This is a genomic window from Pseudalkalibacillus salsuginis, from assembly GCF_021646685.1.
GTDB lineage: Bacteria > Bacillota > Bacilli > Bacillales > Fictibacillaceae > Pseudalkalibacillus > Pseudalkalibacillus salsuginis.
In genome coordinates, this window is sequence record NZ_JAKJHW010000001.1 from 641,868 (window position 1) to 664,349 (window position 22,482).

24 protein-coding genes are annotated in these 22,482 nt (G+C 41.6%); 6 read left to right on the forward strand and 18 right to left on the reverse strand.

Annotated elements, in window-relative coordinates:
• Nucleotides 1-79 precede the first annotated feature (79 nt).
• The 3 genes from L1611_RS03265 to L1611_RS03275 all read right to left on the reverse strand — a co-directional run bounded on the left by L1611_RS03265 (nt 80) and on the right by L1611_RS03275 (nt 5,593).
• Nucleotides 80-715, reverse strand: a complete 636-nt coding sequence (locus L1611_RS03265) for a FadR/GntR family transcriptional regulator (RefSeq protein ID WP_236311640.1) — start codon at nt 713-715, stop codon at nt 80-82.
• 31 nt (nt 716-746) lie between these two features.
• Complete coding sequence (ystJ, locus tag L1611_RS03270) at nt 747-1,985, reverse strand: NADP-dependent malic enzyme (RefSeq protein WP_236311641.1); 1,239 nt, start codon at nt 1,983-1,985, stop codon at nt 747-749.
• 239 nt (nt 1,986-2,224) lie between these two features.
• Nucleotides 2,225-5,593, reverse strand: coding sequence for a DNA polymerase III subunit alpha (locus L1611_RS03275; protein ID WP_236311642.1), 3,369 nt, complete (start codon nt 5,591-5,593; stop codon nt 2,225-2,227).
• Nucleotides 5,594-5,734: 141 nt separating this feature from the next.
• On the opposite strand from L1611_RS03275, the gene L1611_RS03280 reads away from it, so the two are divergent.
• From L1611_RS03280 to L1611_RS03290, 3 genes are all read left to right on the forward strand, one after another.
• Entirely contained in the window at nt 5,735-6,061 is a 327-nt protein-coding gene (locus L1611_RS03280; protein WP_236311643.1) for a YtrH family sporulation protein, read from the forward strand.
• Nucleotides 6,062-6,064: 3 nt separating this feature from the next.
• A complete protein-coding gene (gene ytrI / locus L1611_RS03285) occupies nt 6,065-6,568 on the forward strand; it encodes a sporulation membrane protein YtrI (protein WP_236311645.1) in 504 nt (167 codons plus the stop codon).
• A gap of 103 nt (nt 6,569-6,671) precedes the next feature.
• The gene (locus L1611_RS03290; RefSeq protein ID WP_225064200.1) at nt 6,672-6,854 is read left to right on the forward strand and encodes a YtzJ family protein; all 183 of its coding nucleotides are present in this window, start codon (nt 6,672-6,674) and stop codon (nt 6,852-6,854) included.
• Nucleotides 6,855-6,920: 66 nt separating this feature from the next.
• Here L1611_RS03290 and L1611_RS03295 read toward each other — a convergent pair whose 3' ends face one another.
• Entirely contained in the window at nt 6,921-7,862 is a 942-nt protein-coding gene (locus tag L1611_RS03295; protein ID WP_236311648.1) for a DHH family phosphoesterase, read from the reverse strand.
• A gap of 116 nt (nt 7,863-7,978) precedes the next feature.
• Here L1611_RS03295 and L1611_RS03300 point away from each other — a divergent pair, with 116 nt between their 5' ends.
• Nucleotides 7,979-8,281, forward strand: coding sequence for a YtpI family protein (locus tag L1611_RS03300; protein ID WP_236311649.1), 303 nt, complete (start codon nt 7,979-7,981; stop codon nt 8,279-8,281).
• Between the two features lie 269 nt (nt 8,282-8,550).
• Here the strand turns inward: L1611_RS03300 and L1611_RS03305 are convergent, their stop codons facing one another.
• The 5 genes from L1611_RS03305 to L1611_RS03325 all read right to left on the reverse strand — a co-directional run bounded on the left by L1611_RS03305 (nt 8,551) and on the right by L1611_RS03325 (nt 13,039).
• On the reverse strand, nt 8,551-9,867 hold the full coding sequence (locus L1611_RS03305) for a CBS domain-containing protein (protein ID WP_236311650.1): 1,317 nt from the start codon (nt 9,865-9,867) through the stop codon (nt 8,551-8,553).
• Nucleotides 9,868-9,943: 76 nt separating this feature from the next.
• Nucleotides 9,944-10,189 (reverse strand): hypothetical protein, encoded by a 246-nt coding sequence (locus L1611_RS03310; RefSeq protein WP_236311651.1) that lies wholly within the window; start codon nt 10,187-10,189, stop codon nt 9,944-9,946.
• Nucleotides 10,190-10,276: 87 nt separating this feature from the next.
• Nucleotides 10,277-10,957, reverse strand: a complete 681-nt coding sequence (locus tag L1611_RS03315) for a metal-dependent hydrolase (protein ID WP_236311653.1) — start codon at nt 10,955-10,957, stop codon at nt 10,277-10,279.
• 447 nt (nt 10,958-11,404) lie between these two features.
• Nucleotides 11,405-12,529 (reverse strand): alanine dehydrogenase, encoded by a 1,125-nt coding sequence (ald, locus tag L1611_RS03320; RefSeq protein ID WP_236311655.1) that lies wholly within the window; start codon nt 12,527-12,529, stop codon nt 11,405-11,407.
• 339 nt (nt 12,530-12,868) lie between these two features.
• Nucleotides 12,869-13,039 carry a hypothetical protein gene (locus tag L1611_RS03325; protein ID WP_236311656.1) on the reverse strand — a complete coding sequence of 57 codons (171 nt, stop codon included), beginning with the start codon at nt 13,037-13,039 and terminating at the stop codon, nt 12,869-12,871.
• A gap of 153 nt (nt 13,040-13,192) precedes the next feature.
• Here L1611_RS03325 and L1611_RS03330 point away from each other — a divergent pair, with 153 nt between their 5' ends.
• The gene (locus tag L1611_RS03330; RefSeq protein WP_236311657.1) at nt 13,193-13,507 is read left to right on the forward strand and encodes a hypothetical protein; all 315 of its coding nucleotides are present in this window, start codon (nt 13,193-13,195) and stop codon (nt 13,505-13,507) included.
• A 78-nt stretch (nt 13,508-13,585) separates the two neighbouring features.
• Here L1611_RS03330 and L1611_RS03335 read toward each other — a convergent pair whose 3' ends face one another.
• From L1611_RS03335 to sppA, 9 genes are all read right to left on the reverse strand, one after another.
• Nucleotides 13,586-14,098, reverse strand: coding sequence for a MogA/MoaB family molybdenum cofactor biosynthesis protein (locus L1611_RS03335; protein ID WP_236311658.1), 513 nt, complete (start codon nt 14,096-14,098; stop codon nt 13,586-13,588).
• A gap of 12 nt (nt 14,099-14,110) precedes the next feature.
• Nucleotides 14,111-14,947: an EcsC family protein gene (locus tag L1611_RS03340; protein WP_236311659.1), complete on the reverse strand. Its 837-nt coding sequence runs from the start codon at nt 14,945-14,947 to the stop codon at nt 14,111-14,113.
• A 114-nt stretch (nt 14,948-15,061) separates the two neighbouring features.
• Nucleotides 15,062-16,249, reverse strand: a complete 1,188-nt coding sequence (locus L1611_RS03345) for an acetate kinase (protein WP_236311660.1) — start codon at nt 16,247-16,249, stop codon at nt 15,062-15,064.
• A 172-nt stretch (nt 16,250-16,421) separates the two neighbouring features.
• Nucleotides 16,422-17,411 carry a class I SAM-dependent methyltransferase gene (locus tag L1611_RS03350; RefSeq protein WP_236311662.1) on the reverse strand — a complete coding sequence of 330 codons (990 nt, stop codon included), beginning with the start codon at nt 17,409-17,411 and terminating at the stop codon, nt 16,422-16,424.
• 381 nt (nt 17,412-17,792) lie between these two features.
• Entirely contained in the window at nt 17,793-18,293 is a 501-nt protein-coding gene (gene tpx / locus L1611_RS03355; RefSeq protein ID WP_236311663.1) for a thiol peroxidase, read from the reverse strand.
• A gap of 363 nt (nt 18,294-18,656) precedes the next feature.
• The gene (gene ytfJ / locus L1611_RS03360; protein ID WP_236311664.1) at nt 18,657-19,172 is read right to left on the reverse strand and encodes a GerW family sporulation protein; all 516 of its coding nucleotides are present in this window, start codon (nt 19,170-19,172) and stop codon (nt 18,657-18,659) included.
• Nucleotides 19,120-19,821: a DUF2953 domain-containing protein gene (locus L1611_RS03365; RefSeq protein ID WP_236311665.1), complete on the reverse strand. Its 702-nt coding sequence runs from the start codon at nt 19,819-19,821 to the stop codon at nt 19,120-19,122. Before L1611_RS03365 ends, ytfJ begins: the two co-directional genes overlap by 53 nt.
• Nucleotides 19,822-19,937: 116 nt before the next feature.
• Nucleotides 19,938-20,429: an RDD family protein gene (locus L1611_RS03370; protein ID WP_322972506.1), complete on the reverse strand. Its 492-nt coding sequence runs from the start codon at nt 20,427-20,429 to the stop codon at nt 19,938-19,940.
• Nucleotides 20,430-20,440: 11 nt separating this feature from the next.
• Nucleotides 20,441-21,448 carry a signal peptide peptidase SppA gene (gene sppA, locus L1611_RS03375; protein WP_236311666.1) on the reverse strand — a complete coding sequence of 336 codons (1,008 nt, stop codon included), beginning with the start codon at nt 21,446-21,448 and terminating at the stop codon, nt 20,441-20,443.
• A gap of 191 nt (nt 21,449-21,639) precedes the next feature.
• Here sppA and L1611_RS03380 point away from each other — a divergent pair, with 191 nt between their 5' ends.
• The gene (locus L1611_RS03380; RefSeq protein ID WP_236311667.1) at nt 21,640-22,437 is read left to right on the forward strand and encodes an NAD kinase; all 798 of its coding nucleotides are present in this window, start codon (nt 21,640-21,642) and stop codon (nt 22,435-22,437) included.
• The last annotated feature ends 45 nt before the right edge of the window (nt 22,438-22,482 follow it).

A 22,482-nucleotide genomic window follows, 5' to 3' on the forward strand; every position in this document is an offset into this window, starting at 1 on the left:
AGAACATGGACTGTCCGTTGAAGAGCAAGCTGAAGCGAACGAGTAATGGCGCTGGAGCCAAGTATAATCCTAATCTGTTTTATTGCTGATACCTATGTATGGAAGACAACTGATTTTCTCCCATTCCTGATTGGACCAACGATGTTATATATTTGTAATCGGATAATTCATAAGCATATTCTTTCTTAGAGCTCGTATCGTCGTATTCATTCAATTCAATCCACAGTCTGTATAATAAAAAGTTCTGTGCAGCGTTAAAAATGACTTTGAAAAAATCCCATTCCAATGCAGAAGATATTTTATCGGTATTGGATTTTTCCATCCGAGAAAGCAAATTCTTCAGTTTTGAAACCTGTTCCTCTGTTCTTCTTTTAGAAGCAAGCGTGATGGCGTTCTTTTCTATGAGGTTTCTTGTTTCCGCCAGCTCCTTTTTTGCTGTGGTATCGCTAAGGATAAAGGAAGCAAGCACCTCGACAAGACGATGCTTCTTCAGTTCCTTTATAAATGTTCCCTCGCCTCTCCGTGTTTCGATCAACCCTAACAATTCCATAGCCCTCAACGCTTCGCGAACTGAGGATCTGCCAACATTCAGCCTTTCTGACAGTTCCCTTTCGGAAGGAAGTTTGTCCCCTGGCTGAAGTTGATCATCCAACATGATTGTCTTAAGCTGGTTTAAAATTTCTACAAACACCTTTTCACGAGGTTTGGTTGTCATTTATACGCCACCCACTTTTTCAGAAGCTTTATTATTCTTCATCGATAAGAGCAAGTCGGCGGGTTTTTTCTGCAATCTCCTCAGGATCGACCTCGATTCTGGCAACACCAGTTTCCATCGCGGCTTTTGCGACAGATGCCGCTACCGCTGGAGCAACCCGGGGGTCGAAAGGTGCAGGTATGACATAATCGTCAGAAAGTTCGGTCGGTTGGATAAGGTTGGCAATTGCATAAACGGCTGCAATCTTCATTTCTTCGTTTATATGGGTAGCACGTGTATCAAGTGCTCCACGGAATATCCCCGGGAATGCAAGTACGTTATTGACTTGATTCGCGAAATCTGAACGCCCTGTCCCGATCACTTTAGCACCAGCTGCCTTTGCCTCATCAGGCATGATTTCAGGGACCGGATTCGCCATTGCGAAGATAATCGGATCTTCGTTCATGCTTTTTACCATATCAGGTGTCAATGCACCTTCTACAGAAACCCCGATGAAAACATCCATTCCTTTTACTGCCTCTTCTAACGATCCTTCTATCTGTTGCCGGTTCGTAAAGTGTGCAACTTCTGCTTTTACTCGATTCATTCCATAAGGGCGGCCTTCATAAATCGCCCCCTTCGAGTCGCACATGATGATGTCTTTAACGCCGAATCTGTTCAGAAGTTTGATGATGGCAATTCCGGCAGAACCCGCACCATTTACAACAACTTTGATTGAAGACATCGTCTTACGTGTCAATTTGAGCGCATTGACCAACCCAGCAACAGTTACGATTGCAGTTCCGTGTTGATCGTCATGGAAAATCGGAATGTTCGTTTCTTTCTTCAAGCGCTCTTCAATGATGAAACAGTTTGGTGCTGCGATATCTTCCAAATTGACCCCGCCAAAGGTCGGTTCCAGCAATTTGACTGTTTGGACAATCTGATCCACATCACTTGTATTCAGACAGATTGGAAAGGCATCTACACCAGCGAAGCTTTTGAAAAGGACCGCTTTCCCTTCCATGACAGGGAGTGCCGCCTCCGGACCGATATTTCCCAGTCCAAGTACTGCTGTACCATCGGAAACTACAGCTACAGTATTCCCTTTCATCGTATATTCATAGACTCTGTTCTTATCTTCATAAATATCCTTACAGGGTTCTGCGACTCCAGGAGAATAAGCAAGACTGAGGTCAGTCGCATTTCTCACGGGTACTTTTGCTTTGGATTCTAGTTTACCTTGATTGATTCTGTGCATGTGCAATGCTTCTTCTCGAGAAACAGACATAAGTTCATCTCCCTTATCCTTTTAAAATATATAGGCTTTGTCATATAACGGGTTGATCCAAAGACTTAAACGAAGTCAAATGGAATATAAAATATGATTAAACTAACCTGACGATTTATTGACACTGCCTGATTATAATCTCTGTCTGTTGTAGTACAAATTGATAAATCGAGGTGGTCTGACCACCTTTTGACCTATTCATTATAACAAACCACGTCAAGCTGTAAAGAAATTGCGGTTTATTTTAAAACCACGTTTTCCGTTCCTAGTAATGATTCAAACTTTACAATACATTCCTGAGTAGGGTCAATACAAAACTCGTTTGATAATTTTACAGTCTTTCTTCTTTGCTCATAATATAAAATAACATCAGTGTTACCTGGATATTGCAGGACAATCTTCTTAATATGATGCAAAACTCCACTTTCCTGCTGGGATGGCTCCACCTTGAGGAATAGACTTCTATTCTTCTTTTCTCCTGGATTCGGGAGCATTTGTATGTCAGCCGCTTTTTCGATGATGACCTTCAGGCCTTCAGAATTTTCCACCTTTCCTTCAACAAACAGGAGTCTTCCCTCCTGATACAGATCAGGATTTTTTTGATACGCCTTCGGAAAGACGATCCCCTCAATTTTACCCGTTTCATCACTTAGCTGGACAAATGCCATCCAATCTCCTTTTTTCGTTTTGATAAGCTTAGCTTTTGTGACCAAGACACCTAATCGGATGTGTTGTCCATCATTATCAATCTCTCCAATTTGCTTGCGGTTATAAACATCAAGAAGTGAATTAAATTCCTCTAAAGGATGTCCTGTCAAATAAAAGCCGAGGACTTCATACTCGAACTGAAGATTTTCTTTGTCCTGAAAAGGCGGTACATCTTCCATGACAGGTTTATCTGAATGATCATCAGCCTCAAACAAGTCAATTTGACCTTCCTCTTCAGCCTTTTGAATTTTAGACCCATAATCGATCGCCATATCTAAATTAGCCAAAAGCTGGGCTCGGTTGTTTGAAAATTCATCTAGGCAACCTGCGAGTATCAACGATTCCAACGATCGTTTATTCAACGTTTTAAGGGATACTCTCCTGCACAAGTCGAAAACATCCTGATAGGGCCCCTTCCTTCGCTCGTTTAAAATAGCCCTGATTGCACGTAACCCTACATTCTTGATGACAAGGAACCCAAGCCGTAAGCCTCCATTTTCGACTGTAAATCCAGCGTCACTTGAATTGATGGAAGGCGGCAACACTTCAATCCCTTTTTGCCGTGCTTCGCTTAGATATGCTGTCGTCTTTCCTTGATTTCCTACCGTACTGCTGAGAAGTTCAGCTAGGAAATAGAGTGGGTAGTTCGCTTTCAAGTAAGCTAGCTGATAAGCGATTACACTATAAGCTACAGCGTGGGATCGATTGAATCCATAATTGGCGAACCGGACGATCAGATCATAAATGTCGTTTGCTGAATCGGCATCATAGCCTTTACGAATGGCACCATCAACAAAGAATTTCCTCTGTTCATGGAGAACATCTGCTTTTTTCTTACTTACAGCCCGCCTCAACAAATCGGCTTCTCCCAAGGAGAATCCCGCCATGGCTGAAGCGATTTGCATGATCTGTTCTTGATAGACGATGACACCATAAGTCTTGTTCAATATCGGCTCTAAAACAGGATGTGGATAGTTTACTTGAGTCTCCATGTGTTTCCGCTCAATATAGGTTGGAATGTTTTCCATCGGGCCAGGACGATATAAGGCATTTACTGCAACAATATCCTCAAATTCAGTAGGCTTCAGCTTCCGTAGAACCTTTCTCATCCCATCTGATTCTAGTTGGAATATGCCGGTCGTATCCCCTTGGCTTAACAGTTGATAGGTTTTATCATCATCAAATTCCAACTCATTCAGGATGATTTCTTCCCCAGTACTCTTCTTTATTGAAGCTGTGATATTTTCAAGCAACGTTAAGTTTCGAAGGCCTAAAAAATCCATTTTGAGAAGTCCGATCTCCTCTAAACCATCCATCGTATATTGAGTCAGATCCAGGAATTCACTTCCAGATTGAGTAGGTACGACTTCATGAAGAGGATCCCTGCTGATGATGATACCCGCTGCATGAGTTGAAGAGTGCCTTGGCAGTCCTTCAATCGTTTTTGAAATATTCCATAAGGTCTGAGCCTCTTGTGATTGTTCTAGTGTCTTTTTAAGTAACGGAGATTCAGTGATCGCCTTTTCCAATGTAATTCCTGGCCGTGAAGGAATCTGCTTTGCCACTTTATCCACTAAACGGTTATCAAGGTTCAAAACACGGCCGACGTCCCTTACAGCCGCCTTTGCTGCCAATGTACCAAACGTGATGATTTGAGCAACCCGATCTTTCCCATATTTATTCGAAACATACTCAATGACTGCGTCTCTCTTTGTATCGGGAAAATCAATGTCAATATCAGGCATTGTTACCCTCTCAGGGTTTAAGAACCGCTCGAAAAGCAATTCTTTTTCGATAGGATCCACTTGAGTGATATATAACACGTACGCAACGAGTGAACCTGCTGCTGAACCCCGTCCAGGACCTGTCATTATCTTGTTTTCACGGGCATATTTCATAAAATCCCAAACAATCAAGAAATAATCATTGAAACCCATTTCCTCAATAATCTTCAACTCGTAATCCAGACGATCGACTACCTTGTTGGACGGATTTCCATACCTTTCATGTACGCCTTTTTTACACAGCCTTCTTAAAAATGTACCACTACTCTCTTCAGGTGGTAAAGGATATTGTGGTAGAATTGGGTTTCCGAATTCCAATTCAACACTGCACTTTTCTGCAATTTCTCTTGTATTTTGAATCGCTTCAGGAATATGTGCGAAATGGCTCTCCATTTCTGAACCTGATTTGAAATAATAACCATCTGTCGGGTAACGTTCATGATCTCCATCGTTCAATTTAGTACCAAGCTTGATTGCTCTCAATGCCTCAAAAGCGTTTGCGTCGCCTTTTTCTATGTAATGGATATCATTTGTCACCACAATCGGAACATCGGTTTGTTTGGATAATTGGCTGATATTCAGGTTAAGTTCTTTCTCCTTTCCGATACCGTGATCCTCTATTCCCAAATAAAAATCCTTCCCGAACGACTGCTTCATTTTCCTGCATATCTGATCAGCAATCTGCCTGTCAGTCTGAAGAAAACGCTGAATGATTCCATTCAAACCTGTGGAAATAACGAGAAGACCTTCCTTGAACTTGTGGATGTCCGATAGACGAAGAGCTGGTTGCTGTTTACCTTCATATGTCTGGAGCATAGAACTCAGTTTGATCAATTGACGGTAACCCATTTTGTCCTTAGCGTATAAAAGAAGCTTTGCGGGTGATGAATCTGTGTCCGAAGTGAATTGAAGGTCAGCTTCGAGTCCAAGGATCGGTTTAATACCTTTCTCAACACAAGATGTATAGAACGGGAGTATGCCATACATGACATTACGATCGGTAAGCGCTAATGCATGCATTCCAACCTCTTTGGCACGCTCGGTTAGCCGATCGATCCTGCAAGCACTTTCTAACAATGAATACTCACTATGTACGTGCAAATGAACAAATCCCACTAGAATCACTCCCTTCCTTTAATCCTAGTTTCATTATATACAAGACTGCAACAACATGAAATCAAGCATACTTATCCGTAGTTGTCCATACTTATAAACTGAGAGCGTTTATCAGATTTTCATGAAAAGGCGGGGTCTGTTTTGGTCAGAGAATTTGTTTCAACCACAATAATCTATTTCTCTATTGCCTTTGGAATCATACTGGGAGGCTGTTTAGTTGGGGCGATCGGTATGATGCTGACTGGAAAGCCCCCATTCCTTTCCATGTCTCAATTATCCAGAAGTTTAAAGATCTGGGCGATTGTCGCAGCAATCGGTGGAACGTTTGACACCATTGATAATTTTGAAAGAGGGTTTGAAAGCGAAGCTTGGATTGAAGTCATCAAGCAAATCCTCTATATCGTCTCGGCTCTGCTTGGTGCGAATGCGGGCGGGGTGATCATCCAATGGATAACCCAGGAGAATTAGAAGATGAGGATTCCTCCCCTACATCGTCGTAAAGGTTACCAACGTTTTTTTGCCGGTATTGTCATTGGCTTCATATGCGGATGGCTTTTCTTTCTATTGAGTTTTGGAAGTTTACAGGATTTCTACATGACAGAGATCGATCGAAGAGACGAGAAGATTAAAGACTTGAATGAGAAATTCAAACATTTCAGAGAAGATTATGAAGAAAAAAATAAAGAAAATGAAAAGAAGCTGCGTATTCAAGAAATTAAAGTCAGTTTTTTGAACCGGGAACAAGTCGGATTGAAAGGGCTCCCATTGATTGAACTAGAAAATAGCGTGAAATCACAGCTACATGACGTCCTGACAAAAGACATCGAATCTGTTGGCCAAAACTCAAATTTATTGATCCGCACGCTTGAAAACAAAAACTTCTTGATTGGGAAAGAAACGTATAATGTAAAGGTTTATCAGATGCATCTTTATACAACATTACGACTATATTTAAAAGTAGAACGTGCTGACTAGGCTTGTTTTTTACAATTGTGAGACATTTGGGTTCTACCATTAGCAAAGGACACGCAAATCGAATACAATATAAATAGGAAAAAACATGTAAGGGGGATTGTGAATGATCATCAATCGAAAAGAAATGGCGAGGGCGAAAGTCGAAAAGCTGAAAAACGGTTACTCAGCGTTTGCTGAAACAAAAGAGGTCGCAGAACTGATTAAAAAGCAAGCTGCCGAACTGAACATCGAATTTGTAGAGGACGTGACAGAAATTGGATCCTGGTTCATCCCAGCCAAACGATAATTTACCGAAAACCTAGCCCCAGCCTTTTCACAAAAAGGATTGGGGCTATTATTTTCGCTGAAATCATTAATGGGCACGGCATGCTTCCACAAGATCCTGAATGATCTGCTCAGTTTCCTCCATGGTATATACTGTGGCACCAGATGCCATCGGGTGTCCTCCGCCATTGTATTTTGCTGCGATCGTATTGACAATCGGCCCCTTTGAGCGGAGTCTCACACGAATCTGATCAGGTTCTTCTACAAAGAAAACCCACGACAAAAGGCCTTCAACATTGGAAAAGGAATTGACAAGCAAGGAAGATTCATTTGGGGTGGTATTGAATTTCTCCATTACTTCTTTCGTCAAATAAATATAGCCTACACCTGGCTGGATGTATTTGAAATTAGTCAATACATAACCATTTAACCGGGCTAAATTCAATTTCACTTTATACATTTCATCATAGACTTTCGAGATATCGAAATCGTAATTCCTTAATTCCCCAGCATATTTCATCGTCTTCTCTGTCGTATTCGGAAACAAGAAACGTCCTGTGTCTCCAACGATCCCTGCATAAAGGAGTCCGGCCCCTTTATCAGATAATTTGAATTGATGCTGTTCTTTCCCGTATAAAAAGAACTCATAAATCATCTCACTGACACTGCTTGCTTCTGTATCAACCCAAATCAAATCTCCGTAGCGGTCTTCATTTGGGTGGTGATCGATTTTTATAAGAAAGTCTCCTGATGAGTAGCGGCTGTCACTGATCCGAGCTTGATTCGCTGTATCACAAATAATAACAAGGGCATCCTCGTATACCTCATCTGAAATCTGATCCATTTCAATCAGGAATTTCAGGGATGCTTCTTCCTCCCCGACCACATGGATCGTTTTTTCCGGAAAGCTTGCTTTTAAGATTTCTGACAGACCTCCTTGTGAACCAAGCGCATCCGGATCAGGACGTACATGCCGGTGAATGATGATTTTTTCATATTCTTTGATCTTCTGTGTAATTTGTTCTTTCATTCTGGACTCCTTTAACTGTAACCTAATGTTCACTTTAGAATCGTACAATCTATGGAATTTTTATTCGTTTTTCTATACAATGGAACTCGAAGAATCACTAACATTGGAGGATTGTCATGCCCGTTTTCATCATTATCATCGTATTGTCAATAAGCCTTTATATATTCTATAAAGTCAAGGAATTTCGTGTGAAGGCTCCTTATGAGAAGAGATGGACGAAATCCAAATCTAATATAGCGCTAGGTATTTTCATTGGGGTGTTCGGGCTTAATCGTTTATTCATCAATGAATCTACGTATGATTTGGTCATAGGCAGCGTATTTTTGATCTTAGGTTTGATCAACGTTTATATGGGTTATAAGGCTTATAAATATTTCCTTCCGCTTGCTGTTGAGGAGAATCAACGATCTGAGTCTTAGATTATTGCCCCCCTGCGGGATCTCAACGATTCAAAATAGCTTACATGTTAAAACATGATGCCTCTTTTCGAATTGAGATCCCGTTTTCGCTTTGTTAAAAACCATATCAGTTTTTTGAAGGAGCAAAGATGGTTACTCACACCGGAGAGTTTTTTGAGTATTATTGTTGATTTGGCACTGGAATAAACGGACTTTTCGATTTATAAGCCGAATTAAACTTTTATCAGCCGTCACCATAGAATCATGTGCCAAGTTCCCTTCTTTTCTAATCAGAGATGGCGTTCGATAAGTTGTGCCATCATTAGCGCCTTGCCGACGATGTCCCCTTCATGGTAGATTTCAACATCTACTTTCCCATACCGTCTGCTTAGTTCAAGAATTTTTGGGCGGATAGTAATTTTACTATCGATCTGTACAGGCTTTAAAAAGTACAGTGTGATATTTTCAACGACCAGGTCACCCTTTTTCCGCTTCCGCAATGCCCTGCTTCCAACCTCAGATACCAGTGTCGTCATTACACCGTAAGAGAGAGTCCCCAAATAGCTCGTCATCTGTGGAGTGATTTCACAGGTGAAGAATACATCCTGTTCGTTTTCATTATCTTGAACATGGCTTGTTATCAGATCATCGAAGGTTTCACCGACCTGTGGCTGTTTTTGAATCATTTGTAGAGCCTTCAACACATCTTGTCTGCTGATGATCCCCTGCAGTGTTTGATGTGAACCGATGACAGGTAAAAGCTCAATACCCTCCCAAATCATCATATGAGCTGCGTTGGCAACCGATGTAGTACCACTGACAGTGATTGGATTTTTGGTCATCACTTTCTCGATTGTCAATTCGTTGTCCTTCCCTATAATGTCTTTGGAAGTGACGACCCCAACAATGCGCTTTTTCCTGTCCACAACAGGATAACGGCTATGATTGGTCTCCTTGTTCAACTCGTACCATTTAGAGACCTTCTCTTCGTTCACCAGATAATTCGTTTGTTCGATTGGGATCGTTATGTCACTGACAAGGACGATTTCCTTTTTGATCAGCTGGTCATAAATGGCCCGGTTGATCATTGCAGCCACGGTAAACGTATCATAACTCGTCGAAATGACTGGAAGTTCCAAATCGTCTGCCAGCTTCGTCACCGTCTCATCGGTATCAAAGCCACCTGTTATAAGGACCGCTGCCCCCGCTTTTAATCCAAGTGCATGTGCTTTTGTCCTGTTTCCAACGATCAATAGGCTATCCGGATCCACATAACGCATCATCGCCTCAAGCTTCATAGCACCAATGACGAACTTGTTAAGAGTCTTATGCAGTCCTTTTTTCCCACCAAGAACTTGTCCATCAACAATATTGACAACCTCTGCAAATGTAAGTTTTTCGATGTTATCTTTACGTTTTTTTTCGATACGGATCGTTCCTACACGCTCAATCGTGCTGACTGTCCCTTGGTTTTCTGCATCTTTTATAGCTCTATAGGCAGTACCTTCACTAACGGAAAGAGCTTTTGCAATTTGTCTTACAGATATTTTACTTCCGATTTCCAATGTTTCGATATACGTTAATATTTGTTCATGTTTTGTAGCCATCTTTTCACCAAGCTTTCTAAAAACCATCTACCAAATTGCTAAGTCTTTCCTATTATACTAAGGGTGACCCATTACATCAATGTTGTCTGATTCTCTTCCGTTCTTTTGCTGCACGTTTAAGAGATGTGCTTTCGGTGGATTGTTGTGGATATCTTTTGTAAAGCAACGCTGAAAAATTCCCACCGATCACAAGCAGCGCAAAGAATAACCAGATAGCCGAAAACCATCCACCTGATCCTGTCCCGATTTCAGGCAGATAGGGAACAGCAAAATATACAAGCGCCAGGGCAGCTAGCAAGGATAAAATCAGTCTGTTTTTCATTAAGTCATTCTCCTTTCCATTTGCATAGGGGATGTCCCTTTTTATCAAATGTATGCAAATACCCTCTTGGAAAGAAGAATGAGCTCGTTAAAGTTCGATGGATTCTCCAGATTTCAATGCTCGTCCTTTTTTGCCTTCCAGCTCATTTACAAATGCTTCAGGATCCTGTTCAATTACTGGAAACGTATTGTAATGGATCGGTACGACATAATTTGCTTTCAACCAGCTTGCAGCGATCGAAGCATCTTCTGGCCCCATCGTAAAGTTATCACCGATTGGCAGGAAAGCGAGGTTGATATAGTTCTGGTCACCAATCAATTTCATATCGGAAAACAATGCTGTATCACCTGCATGGTATACTGTTTTGTCCTCAGCTGTAAATAGGATCCCTGCGGGCATCCCTGTGTAAACGACAGTTCCATCCTCTTCCGCATAGCTCGAACCATGGAAAGCCTGGGTCAACTTCACTTTTCCGAAATCAAACTGGTATGCACCACCGATATGCATTGCATGGGCCTCTACACCTTTAGAACCTAGGTAATTTGCTAATTCAAATGGTGCGACGACCAAAGCATCGTTCCTTTTCGCAATGTCGATGGTATCTCCTACATGGTCGTTGTGACCATGGGAAAGTAAAATTACATCTGCTTTTACATCCTCTGCTTTAATGTGACATTGTTCATTTCCTGTGATGAAGGGATCAATCCAAATTGATTTTCCATTTGTTTCGATAGCGACTACTGAATGGCCATAGTACGTTACTTTCATTCAAGATCTCTCCTCTTTCAAATTTAGTTTCTGTGTATTTCCTTCTTTTAAAGTATTTCCGTTTCCTTCTGGCAGTAGAAACAAAACACAAGATACATACCATCCTTGTACCCGTCTCACCCTTCATTTTACACATGAGGTCCGAATTTAAAAAATGATTTGGATTTATAAAGAAAAGCGCAAGCGCCCTGGTCAGCCACGCAGGCCACTGGAAGTTAGACGAGGAGGCTTAACCAAACAAAGTTCGGTTCTGGGTGGGTAAACCCTTCGACCTAAATCAATGTGTCGCCGCCGTAGAAGAAAGACTGAGCCTTAGTTACACACTTATACTTAGTTCGTAAACTTTTCTGCTGTTCCGGTTAGCTACTTCGCTAAAAAGTTATACGTTCTTAACGTGAAAAAAAGAGACTAGCCACCTGCAGGCCAGTCTCGATGTTCATTAAACATTCATATTTTATTTGAGAGCATCTCTTTAACATCATTGTACTCTAAACCATGAGCCTCAGAAACTGCTTCATAAGTCACGTATCCATCAAGTGTGTTGATGCCTTTAAGGAGTGCATCATTATTACTGCAAGCCTTGACGTAACCTTTATTGGCAATTTCCAAAGCATAAGGGACGGTGACATTTGTCAAAGCAATCGTAGAGGTTCGTGGAACCGCACCTGGCATGTTTGCAACAGCATAATGGACTACTCCGTGCTTTTCATACGTTGGGTTATCATGGGTTGTAATTCGATCGGTCGTTTCAAAAATTCCTCCCTGGTCGATTGCAACATCAACGAGAACAGATCCTATTCTCATTTTCTGGATCATTTCCTCAGTGACAAGCTTAGGCGCTTTTGCGCCAGGAATCAGTACAGCACCGATAACAAGGTCAGAATCTACTACTGCTTCGGCAATATTCAGTGGATTGGACATTAACGTATTGATATCGGAACCGAAAATATCATCCAACTGGCGGAGCCTCTCTGGGTTCAAGTCGATGACCGTCACACTTGCACCCAAACCAACAGCGATTTTTGCTGCATTTGTACCTGCTACACCACCGCCGATAACTGTAACTTTGCCCCTACGTACTCCAGGAACGCCTCCGAGCAGAATTCCCCTTCCTCCATGAGGTTTTTCAAGGAATGATGCACCGATTTGTGTCGCCATTCTGCCTGCTACCTCACTCATAGGTGTCAACAATGGAAGGCTGCGATTAGGAAGCTGCACTGTTTCGTAAGCAATACCAATAACTTTATTTTCGATCAGCGCTTTTGTCAATTCTGATTCTGCCGCCAAATGTAAATATGTAAACAAAATTAGTCCTTCGCGGAAATATTGGTATTCTTCCTGTAAAGGTTCTTTCACCTTCATGACCATTTCCGTGCTCCAAGCTTCTGCTGCAGAATCCACGATCTCCGCGCCGGCTTCTTGGTATTGTTCATTCGTAAACCCTGATCCAAGACCAGCATCTCTTTCAATAAAAACCTTATGTCCTGATGATTTCAGATTAACTACACCAGCAGGCGTCATTGCGATACGATTTTCATTATTTTTAATTTCTCTTGGTACACCAATACGCATTTTTACGACCTCCTAAATCAACAAATCTTCAATAACTACTGTGTCCTCGTTCCAGTCCAAATTGACTGCCATTTAAAGATAACACCAATTGACAAAAAGAAAAAGTGAAAAATCGTGGTGTACACTGGAATGAGCGTATTCTTCACACCTTTCCATACGTTTCCATCATAACATAAAACACAAATGAAGATAGCCTATAATCATAAGGTTTGTTTTATCGGATCATTTTATTTATTTTTTTGTCTTTGTTGAGTCGTAATGTTAATTTTCCAACAAATTCGAGAACTTTTTTAAAGACCCCTTCTTTTCAGATGCTTTAGAAGAGGTCTTCACTGGACCTTATCTCAATTGATTCTGGCTTTCATCCTCTTCGTGAGGTGTATCAATATGATTCGGTCCTGCTTGACCTACAACACCGCTTTGATAGGACTGCATGATTTGATCTTGAACTTCCATTTCACCTTCTTTTTCAAATTGATATTTTCTATTTTTATCAGTTTTTTTCTCCATGATAATCTGCGCCTCCTTCTCCTATGGTTTCATTTTTAGTATGTGAAGAAGACCAACTCGTTATTTAAACCAATAAGAGCCAAAGCCACGTCATATGGATAGCAGAAATCCCCCATTTTATGTACAATGTGTGTTAGTAGGGGGAATGGATCGATGACCTATACATTTACAAATAATGAGCGCTTAGGGATTAAGCTTCCGTTATTAGAGCAATCATGGAATAACTATACAAAAGAAACTCAGGAATCGATATTAGCAGAATGGGAAACGATTCGAGGAAAAATTCCAGATCGGATCAAGGATTTAGAAAATGAAATCAACGACAGGCAAAGCCAACTCTATCAAGAAGAAGACTTCGAACGATCATGTAAGTTGAATTCGGAAATCTCTGAGTTAGCCTCCATCATCAATGATTTGTGGATCTGGTACAGGACGAACAACCACATCACCAGCAAAGTCCCTTATTGATATTTGTTAAAAACTCATCTAAAAATGAGTTTTTTCTTTTGGGTAAAAATAAAAGATGACTCAATAAGCCATCTTCTCTTACAAATCTTTTTTGATTTCACGTATGACATGATTGATTTCTGGGAGGATCAATTTATTCATGGCTAGCTTTACCGCACCGGTCGACCCTGGTACCGAAAAAACCGCTGTATCGTTATAGACCCCAGCAATAGCTCTGCTTAGTATTGCTGCTGGACCGATATCCTCTGTATAACTCAACATCCTGAAAAGCTCTCCAAACCCTGGAATCTCCTTATCCAATAACTCCGATACTACCTCTACAGAAACATCCCGCTTAGCAATGCCTGTCCCGCCATTCATGATGATCGCGTCTGTTCCTGAATCACTTGCCCCGCTCCTTAAAATCTCATGAAGAACCATCGACTCATCTTTTACGATTTTATATGAAGAGACCTTATGACCGTTATCCTCAAGTGCACCTAAAATATACTTTCCGCTCTTGTCCGTTTCCTTTGTTCGTGTATCACTGACTGTAATGACCATGACACGAACATAGTCTGGGGCTTCCTGTTTGTGTTCTTCTACACTCATCATATATCCTCCTTAGCCATGCTTTTCTAAGAGCCAACGTTTCTGATAGAACTGGTTTGCAAAATCAGTGATCTGTCTTGAAAGTTGATAATTAGCTGTTGCTCCATATACCATCCCCATCAATGGAATCCCTTGGATCAGACGTTTTCGGAGCATGAAAAGAACCATTCCTTTACCGACAAGACCTACCAAGTGCCGCATCCATTGACTGTCGGCGACCAGCTCGTCTGACTCGAATAAGTATGGATTGATATCCTGTTCCAAAACCTCGCTCATCAACTGTTCCCATCCTTGAAGCTGATGTTGCTTCGGCAATGTAGCCGCATGAAACAATTTCAGAGACAACATGGTTTCATAAGGTTGGTTGATCGAATATCCGTATGAAAGGGCAAGTACTTGGATCGATCTCAAGTGTGCGGCAATGCTTGCAGGGATATCAATTCCTAGAAACAAAATCCCTCCTCCCCCTGATAAACCGCCTTGTGCAAAAGAAAGGAGTCTATGTTTCGCTACTTGATGCTGTGCTATGTATCTAAGCTGCTCAATCCGGCAATCCTGGACATCTTCCCATACCTCTACATCTTTGTTCATTGATTGAGCTGAAAGCAGCACCCGCTGTTTTGTATCTTGTTGGAATTGTGAATTCAGAATGATCGAATGCAGATGGAAAAGCAGATTGTCGATCGTTTGAAGTGCTTTCTCCCTAATCTTTGGAGAAATCCTGTTGAAGACATCCTCGAATGTTTTTTCGTACGCTCTGTTGAAGTCAGTCGGAACATAGGTAAAATATTCTTGCTCCCATTTTTCAATGGAAGACCATACTTGCTTTTCATTTTGAGACCATTCCATACGTACACCTCCAAGAAGCACTTTTCATTCATTATACCAAAACTAGCACGATTAAAATAATGAGCATAAAAAGAACTCCACCGGAAAATCGGCGAAGTTCTGTCTTTGGATTTTTTACTGAGCTAACCGCACTGTGTCTCTAGCAATCATCACTTCTTCGTTCGTAGGGATGATTAACACTTTTACTGGAGAATGCGGATAATTCAAGAATGCTTCTTTTCCACGAACCTTGTTCAAGGCCGGGTCCCAATAGACACCCATGAATTCAAGGCCTCGGAGGACACGTTCACGGATGACATCACTATTTTCCCCGATACCCGCTGTGAAAATGATCGCATCGATGCCGTGCATTTTTGATGCGTAGGAGCCGATGTATTTATGGATTCGTCCTCCAAATACTTCTAGTGCTAGCTCGGCTCTTTCATTCCCTGCTTCAGCTTGTTGTTCAATATCACGTAAGTCACTTGAAAAGCCAGAAACGCCAAGGAGTCCACTTTCCTTATTCAAGACGTTCATCACTTCTTCAGCGGTTTTCCCCGTCTTTTCCATGATATAAGGAATAAGCGCAGGATCGATGTTCCCTGAACGAGTTCCCATCGTAACTCCAGCAAGCGGCGTAAAGCCCATGGATGTATCAATGGATTTTCCTCCTTCGATCGCCGCGATACTCGCACCGTTCCCAAGATGGCAAGAAATCAATCGCAACTGTTCAATCGGTCTTCCTAATAATTCAGCACAACGCTGGGACACATACTTATGGCTTGTCCCATGGAATCCATACTTCCGGATACCATATTCTTTGTAGTAATCATAGGGAAGGCTGTATAAATAAGATTGCTCTGGCATCGTTTGATGGAATGCTGTGTCAAAAACTGCTACGGCAGGAACATCCGGCAGGATTTCTTTGAAAGCACGGATTCCGACGATGTTGGCAGGATTATGAAGGGGTGCAAGGTCGGATACCTCTTCAATCTCTTTGATGATATCTTCATCAATCAGGACTGCATCGTTGAATTTTTCACCACCGTGTACGACACGATGTCCGATCCCTTCGATTTCATCATAAGACTCAATAATATGGTGAGACTTCAGTTTATCTAACAGCATCTTCACTGCAACAGCATGATTTCCGATGTCTGTCACTTCTTTTACTTTTTCCCCATTCACTTCAATTATAAAAACACTCTCAGGAATCCCGATGCGTTCCACCAGGCCTTTTGTGATGACCTTTTCCTCCGGCATCTTCAATAATTGAAATTTCAGCGATGAACTTCCCGCATTAATGGCGAGTACCTTTCGCATATATCGACAACTCCTTCGTTGTTCAAGTTCATTTACCACAAAACCAATTACCATTAAACCACCGGTCCAGAGTTCATGCAAGGAAGAAAAGCGGTTTCCGTCAATATTTGTTATTTTCAGATTTGAATCCGATTTCACTCAGCTCATCCGGAACTTCCTTTGTAAGTTTAAGTTAACCAGTAAACGAAGTCTTAAACCAGGCATCGATTTTCTCCATGATGGATTGCAAAGCCCTGGGATCTGAAAAACTCGGAAGCTCTGCCATCAATGCTTCCTTAGGCGCTGTCACTTCTTCACCTTTTTTCTGTATGAAAAAGATGCTTTTCGCCTGCTCTTCTTTTTTGAACATCGTCAATGGCAGCTGGAGAAGTCCGTGGATGACTGCTTCCTCCCTAAGGTATTTATTCAGTTTCTGTGCTTGATCACCGGCAAATAGGAAGTTCGGAATCAAGAAGAAGAGAAACCCGCCTTCCTTCGTATGGTTGAGTGCCTGTTCAATCATCAGATGATGTGAAAATGAATGACCTGTGTCTGCCTTCAATCGGTATTTTGAAGCCATATCATCATTCGGATAATACCCCACTGGCAAATCAGTGATAACGAGATCGACAGGATCGATCATCAATGATTGTAAGCTGTCCTGATGATAAAGCTGGATATCGTGCTCCTGTGCATTCATATTGACATACGCTAGCTTGATCAATGTTTCATCAACTTCTGAACCATAACTGAAGACTTTCATTTTTGTCTGGTTAAGAACTGCTGAAACAAGATTTCCTGTCCCTATCGCAGGATCCAAGAGGGTGATCCGCTCTTTTTTACTCATCGTCTTTTCAACAAGATAGCCGACGAATAACGCTACTGCATCAGGCGTCATCGCATGCTGGGACTGGACCCCATCCTGCATTCCCTTCAGAATCGCTAACTGATATCCTTTCCGGATTTCTTCCTTGGATAATTCATCTAACGAAAGTGATTCATATTTATAAATGAGATCATTCTTCGTCTGTTCATCATACTTGTCCTGTATACCACCCTGTACGAGGTTTTCCCCCGTCATGATCAGAGCGTCCAGATAGGAAACCTGTTCCTTCTCAGAAATAATAGTAGCCGTTTCATGTAATAATCTATAGATTGATTCAACGTTCTTAAAATCAGCCATGGTATAATTCCTCCTAACATACACTAGTCCTATTGTAACAAATACATGTAGAATCACCGAATCAAAGTACCTTAGATTTGAAGTTACTGGGATGGTGCTTATGATGTCATGATATTCTGTTCACTTCCAAGATTAATTTGTTCACTTCACAGGATAATCTGTTCACTTCACAGCATAATCTGTTCACACTCAGGAATATTCTGTTCACTTCTCAGCATAATTTGTTCGCTTCCAGGAATAATCTGTTAACTTCTAAGGGTGGTGATGTCAATCCTTCCAAAATAAAAAGGGTTAACCTTTCAGTGAGATAAGACACATTTCAGTGTATGTCCAACTCTTCTGTGGTTAACCCCTTCCTATTAAACTTTCTGCTGTAGAGGATTACTGGGCAGACTTGGCTGCTTCAATAGCTGCCTCATAATCCGGATGATTTGTTGCTTCGTTTACATACTCTACATATGTAACTTTATCGTTGCTATCTACAACGAAAACGGCGCGAGTCAAAAGACGCAGCTCTTCAATTGCTACACCATATGCTTTTCCAAATGAAAGATCTCTGTGGTCTGAAAGAGTATGAAGGTTTTCAACTCCTGCAGCAGCACACCATCTCTTTTGTGCCATTGGAAGGTCAACGCTAACCGTCAATACTTTGACATTATCAAGCTTAGATGCTTCCTCGTTAAAACGGCGGGTTTGTTGGTCACATACGCCAGTATCAACAGATGGGACCACACTGATCAGCCTTACAGAACCTTTTGTGTCTTGTAGAGTTACAGGAGACATGTCATTTGCCAATACTTTGAAGTCAGGAGCTGTATCCCCTACTTTCACTTCATTTCCTAATAATGTTACAGGATTTTGTTTAAATGTTACTGCTGCCATTTTTTAAAACATCTCCTCATTAAAGTATTCTCACATCGTTCATGTTAAACTTTCTGAAATTTGTTATCAAGTAAATTGCCCGGAACAAGAAAAGCGTAAGCCCCCTGATCATCCACAAAGGCACTGGAAGTCCGACGAGGAGGCTCGAACCAAACAAAGTTCGGTTTTGCGCGGGCTAACACTTCCACCTAAATCAATGTGTCGACCGCCGCAGGAGGACTGAAGTGATCCAAGTGGTTGGGTGTTGGAGCTAGACATAATATCACAGAAACCAAAATTTTTATACTTTCTTAACGTACAAAAAAGCTGGCCGAGAACATCGGTTCAAGCGATGTTCGGCCAGCCCTTCAACATTCAAGGTCTTTAAAAATCAAGGTCTTGCTTTTGGCGCCTTTCAGGTTGTTGTTGCTGCATTTGTGAATTGTTGTTCGATTGTTGATTGTTGTTTCTATTAGAATTTGATTTCATCTGAAACCCGCTGTTGCTCATCATTCTCTGTACTCTGTCCACTACTTGCGGGGCTAAATCCAGCAGCCGTTCATACAAGTGTGTACTGTTATCGAGGTGGATCGTTTTCACTCCGGAAGAATTGACGATCAAAAACGCGATTGGTGTGATGGATACTCCCCCACCACTACCCCCTCCGAAAGGGTGTGATTCCCCCTCTGAAGAATCTCGCTTTGATTGTCCTGTCCCTCCTGATTGACCATTGAACTGGCTACCTCCAGCTGCAAAACCGAATCCAACCTTTGAAACTGTCAGGATCACACTTCCATCCGGTGTTTCAACTGGATCACCGATAATTGTATTCACATCGATCATTTCTTTAATATTTTCCATTGCTGTCTGCATCAAGCCCTGAATTGGATGTTCTGACATGCTGTTTCCTTCCCTTCCAATTTTTTACGATCAGATATGCTGCGAGCATAGCTTGCCCGATTCTAAAAGAAAACATACAGAATAATTCCGTTTGGACCACTGGTGTTTGAAAAGAAGGTGTAACCTCGAGGACCGGCGGTTTGATCATATTTGTCGTAAAACTGATAAATCCAGCTACACTCCCTTTGATCGTCCATAGCAAACCTGCAAATATCCCTGTTGAAGCTGCATCTCCTGTACCAATCGTACTGACCCATTCGAACTCCTCTACCGTCATTTTCTTTAAAAATCCCCTGACGATCCTACTCAGTTGATACACAGAGTCCAGCAATTCCCTTATTTCCCGGGCTCGGTCAATCAACGATTCAGCCTCGAAAGTCGATTCTTTCTCATCTTTCTGTTTTTGATTAGCGATTTCCTTTTCCGTTTCATATTCCATATGCATGAGGCCATCCTTACCACGCTCAATTTTATTCAAAGGAATCACCCAGGCATAGTCGAATAACCCTTTTAAGAATTGGGCTTGGACCAAAAATGTATCCTTTTTTCCTTGATGAATGTATTTCATTGTGATCCTTACTCGGCTGACCAAAATGATGGCGAACACTATACAGAAACAGAGCAGGATACCAATAATCCAATACAACATGAGGACCACCTCGGTATCTAGAAAGACATGGAAATTCGTATCTCAATGAACCTATGTTTCTTCCGAAAAAAATAAGACCTATCAGCATTATGTGCTGACAGGTCTATAACAATACCTTATTTTCGGATGTGGACGACTCTAGTGTCCGCAAATATGTCGTGCAATGATTGCTTTTCCCTTGTAAATGCTGTGACGATATAGCCGATCAAAAAAATGGTCTTACTGATGAACCGCCCGACCACTTCACGAAAAAGCACAGTAGACCAGGGCAGCTTTTCACCCAAATCCTTGGACACGACTTTTATCGCAAAAAGCATTTTCCCTATTGTTTGGCCGAAAAAGCGTGTCATCAATACGAAATAACCGTAAAAGAAGATTGCCGCCAATATCGCCCTCAGTGAAAACATCCCCCCATCATCGAGAGGGAGATTCAACAGGACGAGAAATGGTTTCACAATGAGACTGTTCAAACTCCAAATGACAATGAGATCCAAAAGAAATGCCCAAAACCGCATCCAAAATCCTGCATAGACGGGAGGAGCAGTTGTTGGTGTCATAGGTTGGGATGGTTCTGCAACCTGTTCTTCACCTGATAATGTATGGTCCATTCCAATCCCTCCTATTCCGTATACAAGTACTTGATTTGAGGTGTATTCGTTTGACTCATCAATTCATGAATCCCCAACAAATCTTTATTCGGTTGGAATAATTTTTGAGCTGTCATGTTCAAGAAGGAATTCCAACCAAGGCGGTTTTCATACTTGATGACATTCAAATGTGAATTACCGAGATCTTTTTTCATCGCTTTTACGGTATCATTCAAATCCCCAAGCTCATCCACCAGATCCGTTTCTTTTGCCTGTTGGCCATCGTATACACGTCCATCAGCTAATTCTCTCACTCTATTTTCAGGTATGTCACGTCCAGAAGCGATCACATCGACAAATTGATTGTAAGAATTATCGACGATCGATTGTAAGATCTCCCTTTCTTCATCTGTCATCTCACGTGTTGGGGATAGAATATCTTTATGAGCGCCACTCTTGATCGTTTCCCATTTTACACCTAGTTTGTCAGCAAGCTCCCCATAATTCATGGATTGGATAATGACTCCTAGAGAACCTGTCAATGTGGAAGGGTGGGCAAAAATCTTATCTGCTGGGGCTGAAATATAATAGCCGCCGGATGCAGCCATATTCCCCATCGATATGTATACTGGTTTTTTATGTTCCTTTTGGATGGAAGTTATAGCGTCATGGATCTCTGCGCTTTCAACGACCCCACCTCCAGGACTATTCACCCGGATGATGATCCCCTCTACATTCCTGTCTTCACCAGCGTGCTTCAACATATCCAAAAATCTCTGGTGATTGTATCCCGGTGATTGAAAGAATGAGGTTGCATCTCCAGTATCCTGGATGACTCCTTCAACGTCGAGCAGAACAATATTCTGCTTATCGCTACCTTTTTCAACGACCTTCTCTACAAAAGGATCCTCATCTAAAAGTCCAGTGTTCTGTAATCCTGATAAATTGTTGGATGCAGCTGACGATAATACATTCATCATAATAGAACCAATGAACAATACTGCTGCAATTCCAAGTGCAATCCAACGTTTCCCGTTCATATAAAGCCTCCTAGCACATCTTCATTTGGTAATTATGTCCAGCACATGTAAGAATATCATATTTTCATCATGGAATCATGAACATTTGACAAAAACTTTGTGAAAAACGAAGATAAAATAAGCAGTACAATTTTAGTCACGCAACAATCAGGGTAAAACTAGATACCACAGCAACTCATAGGAGGTTCGTAATGTCTGATCGTAAGAATATCCATTTTTTCCACAAAAGAGACAGTCAATATGAAGAACAAATACTTAAGTTGAAAAACTTAGCGACCGATAATGGATTTACATTGGTTGAAAACCCAGACGATGCAAACATCATAGCGAGCATCGGGGGAGATGGAACCTTCCTCCAAGCCGTCCGCCAAACCGGATTTCGGGACAATGCGCTTTATGTCGGTGTAAGTACTGGACAGTTAGGGTTTTATTGTGATTTCGACATAGAAGATATTGCCGGTATGATTGATGCGATGATGAATGAACAAGTTGAAGTCCGCAGATATCCGACTATTCTCGTAAGCATGGAGAATGACGCTGCTTTTCATTGTTTGAATGAATGTTCCATCCGCTCAGGCATCATTAAGACACTGTCCATGGATTTGTATATTGATGACTTATTTTTTGAGCGATTTAAAGGGGACGGTATGATCATATCGACGCCAACCGGAAGTACTGCTTACAACAAATCATTGGATGGAGCGATCGTCGATCCGAAACTTCCATGTATGCAGATCAGTGAAGTGGCGTCCCTCAATAATAATCATTACCGTACACTCGGAAGTTCGTTCATATTAAGTGAATCAAGAGCACTTGAAATTCAAATCATCAAAGAAGGGAACAACTTTCCGATCATCGGCATGGACAATGAAGCACTGAGTATTCGTGAACCCGGGGCAATCCGTATCCAACTATCCGATAAAAGGATCAAGACCGTCAAGCTTAAAGACAACTCCTTCTGGCACAAGGTCAAGCGAAGCTTTTTATAACCATGCTTTATAAAATTAGAGGACTCTCGAGACCTTAAATCATGG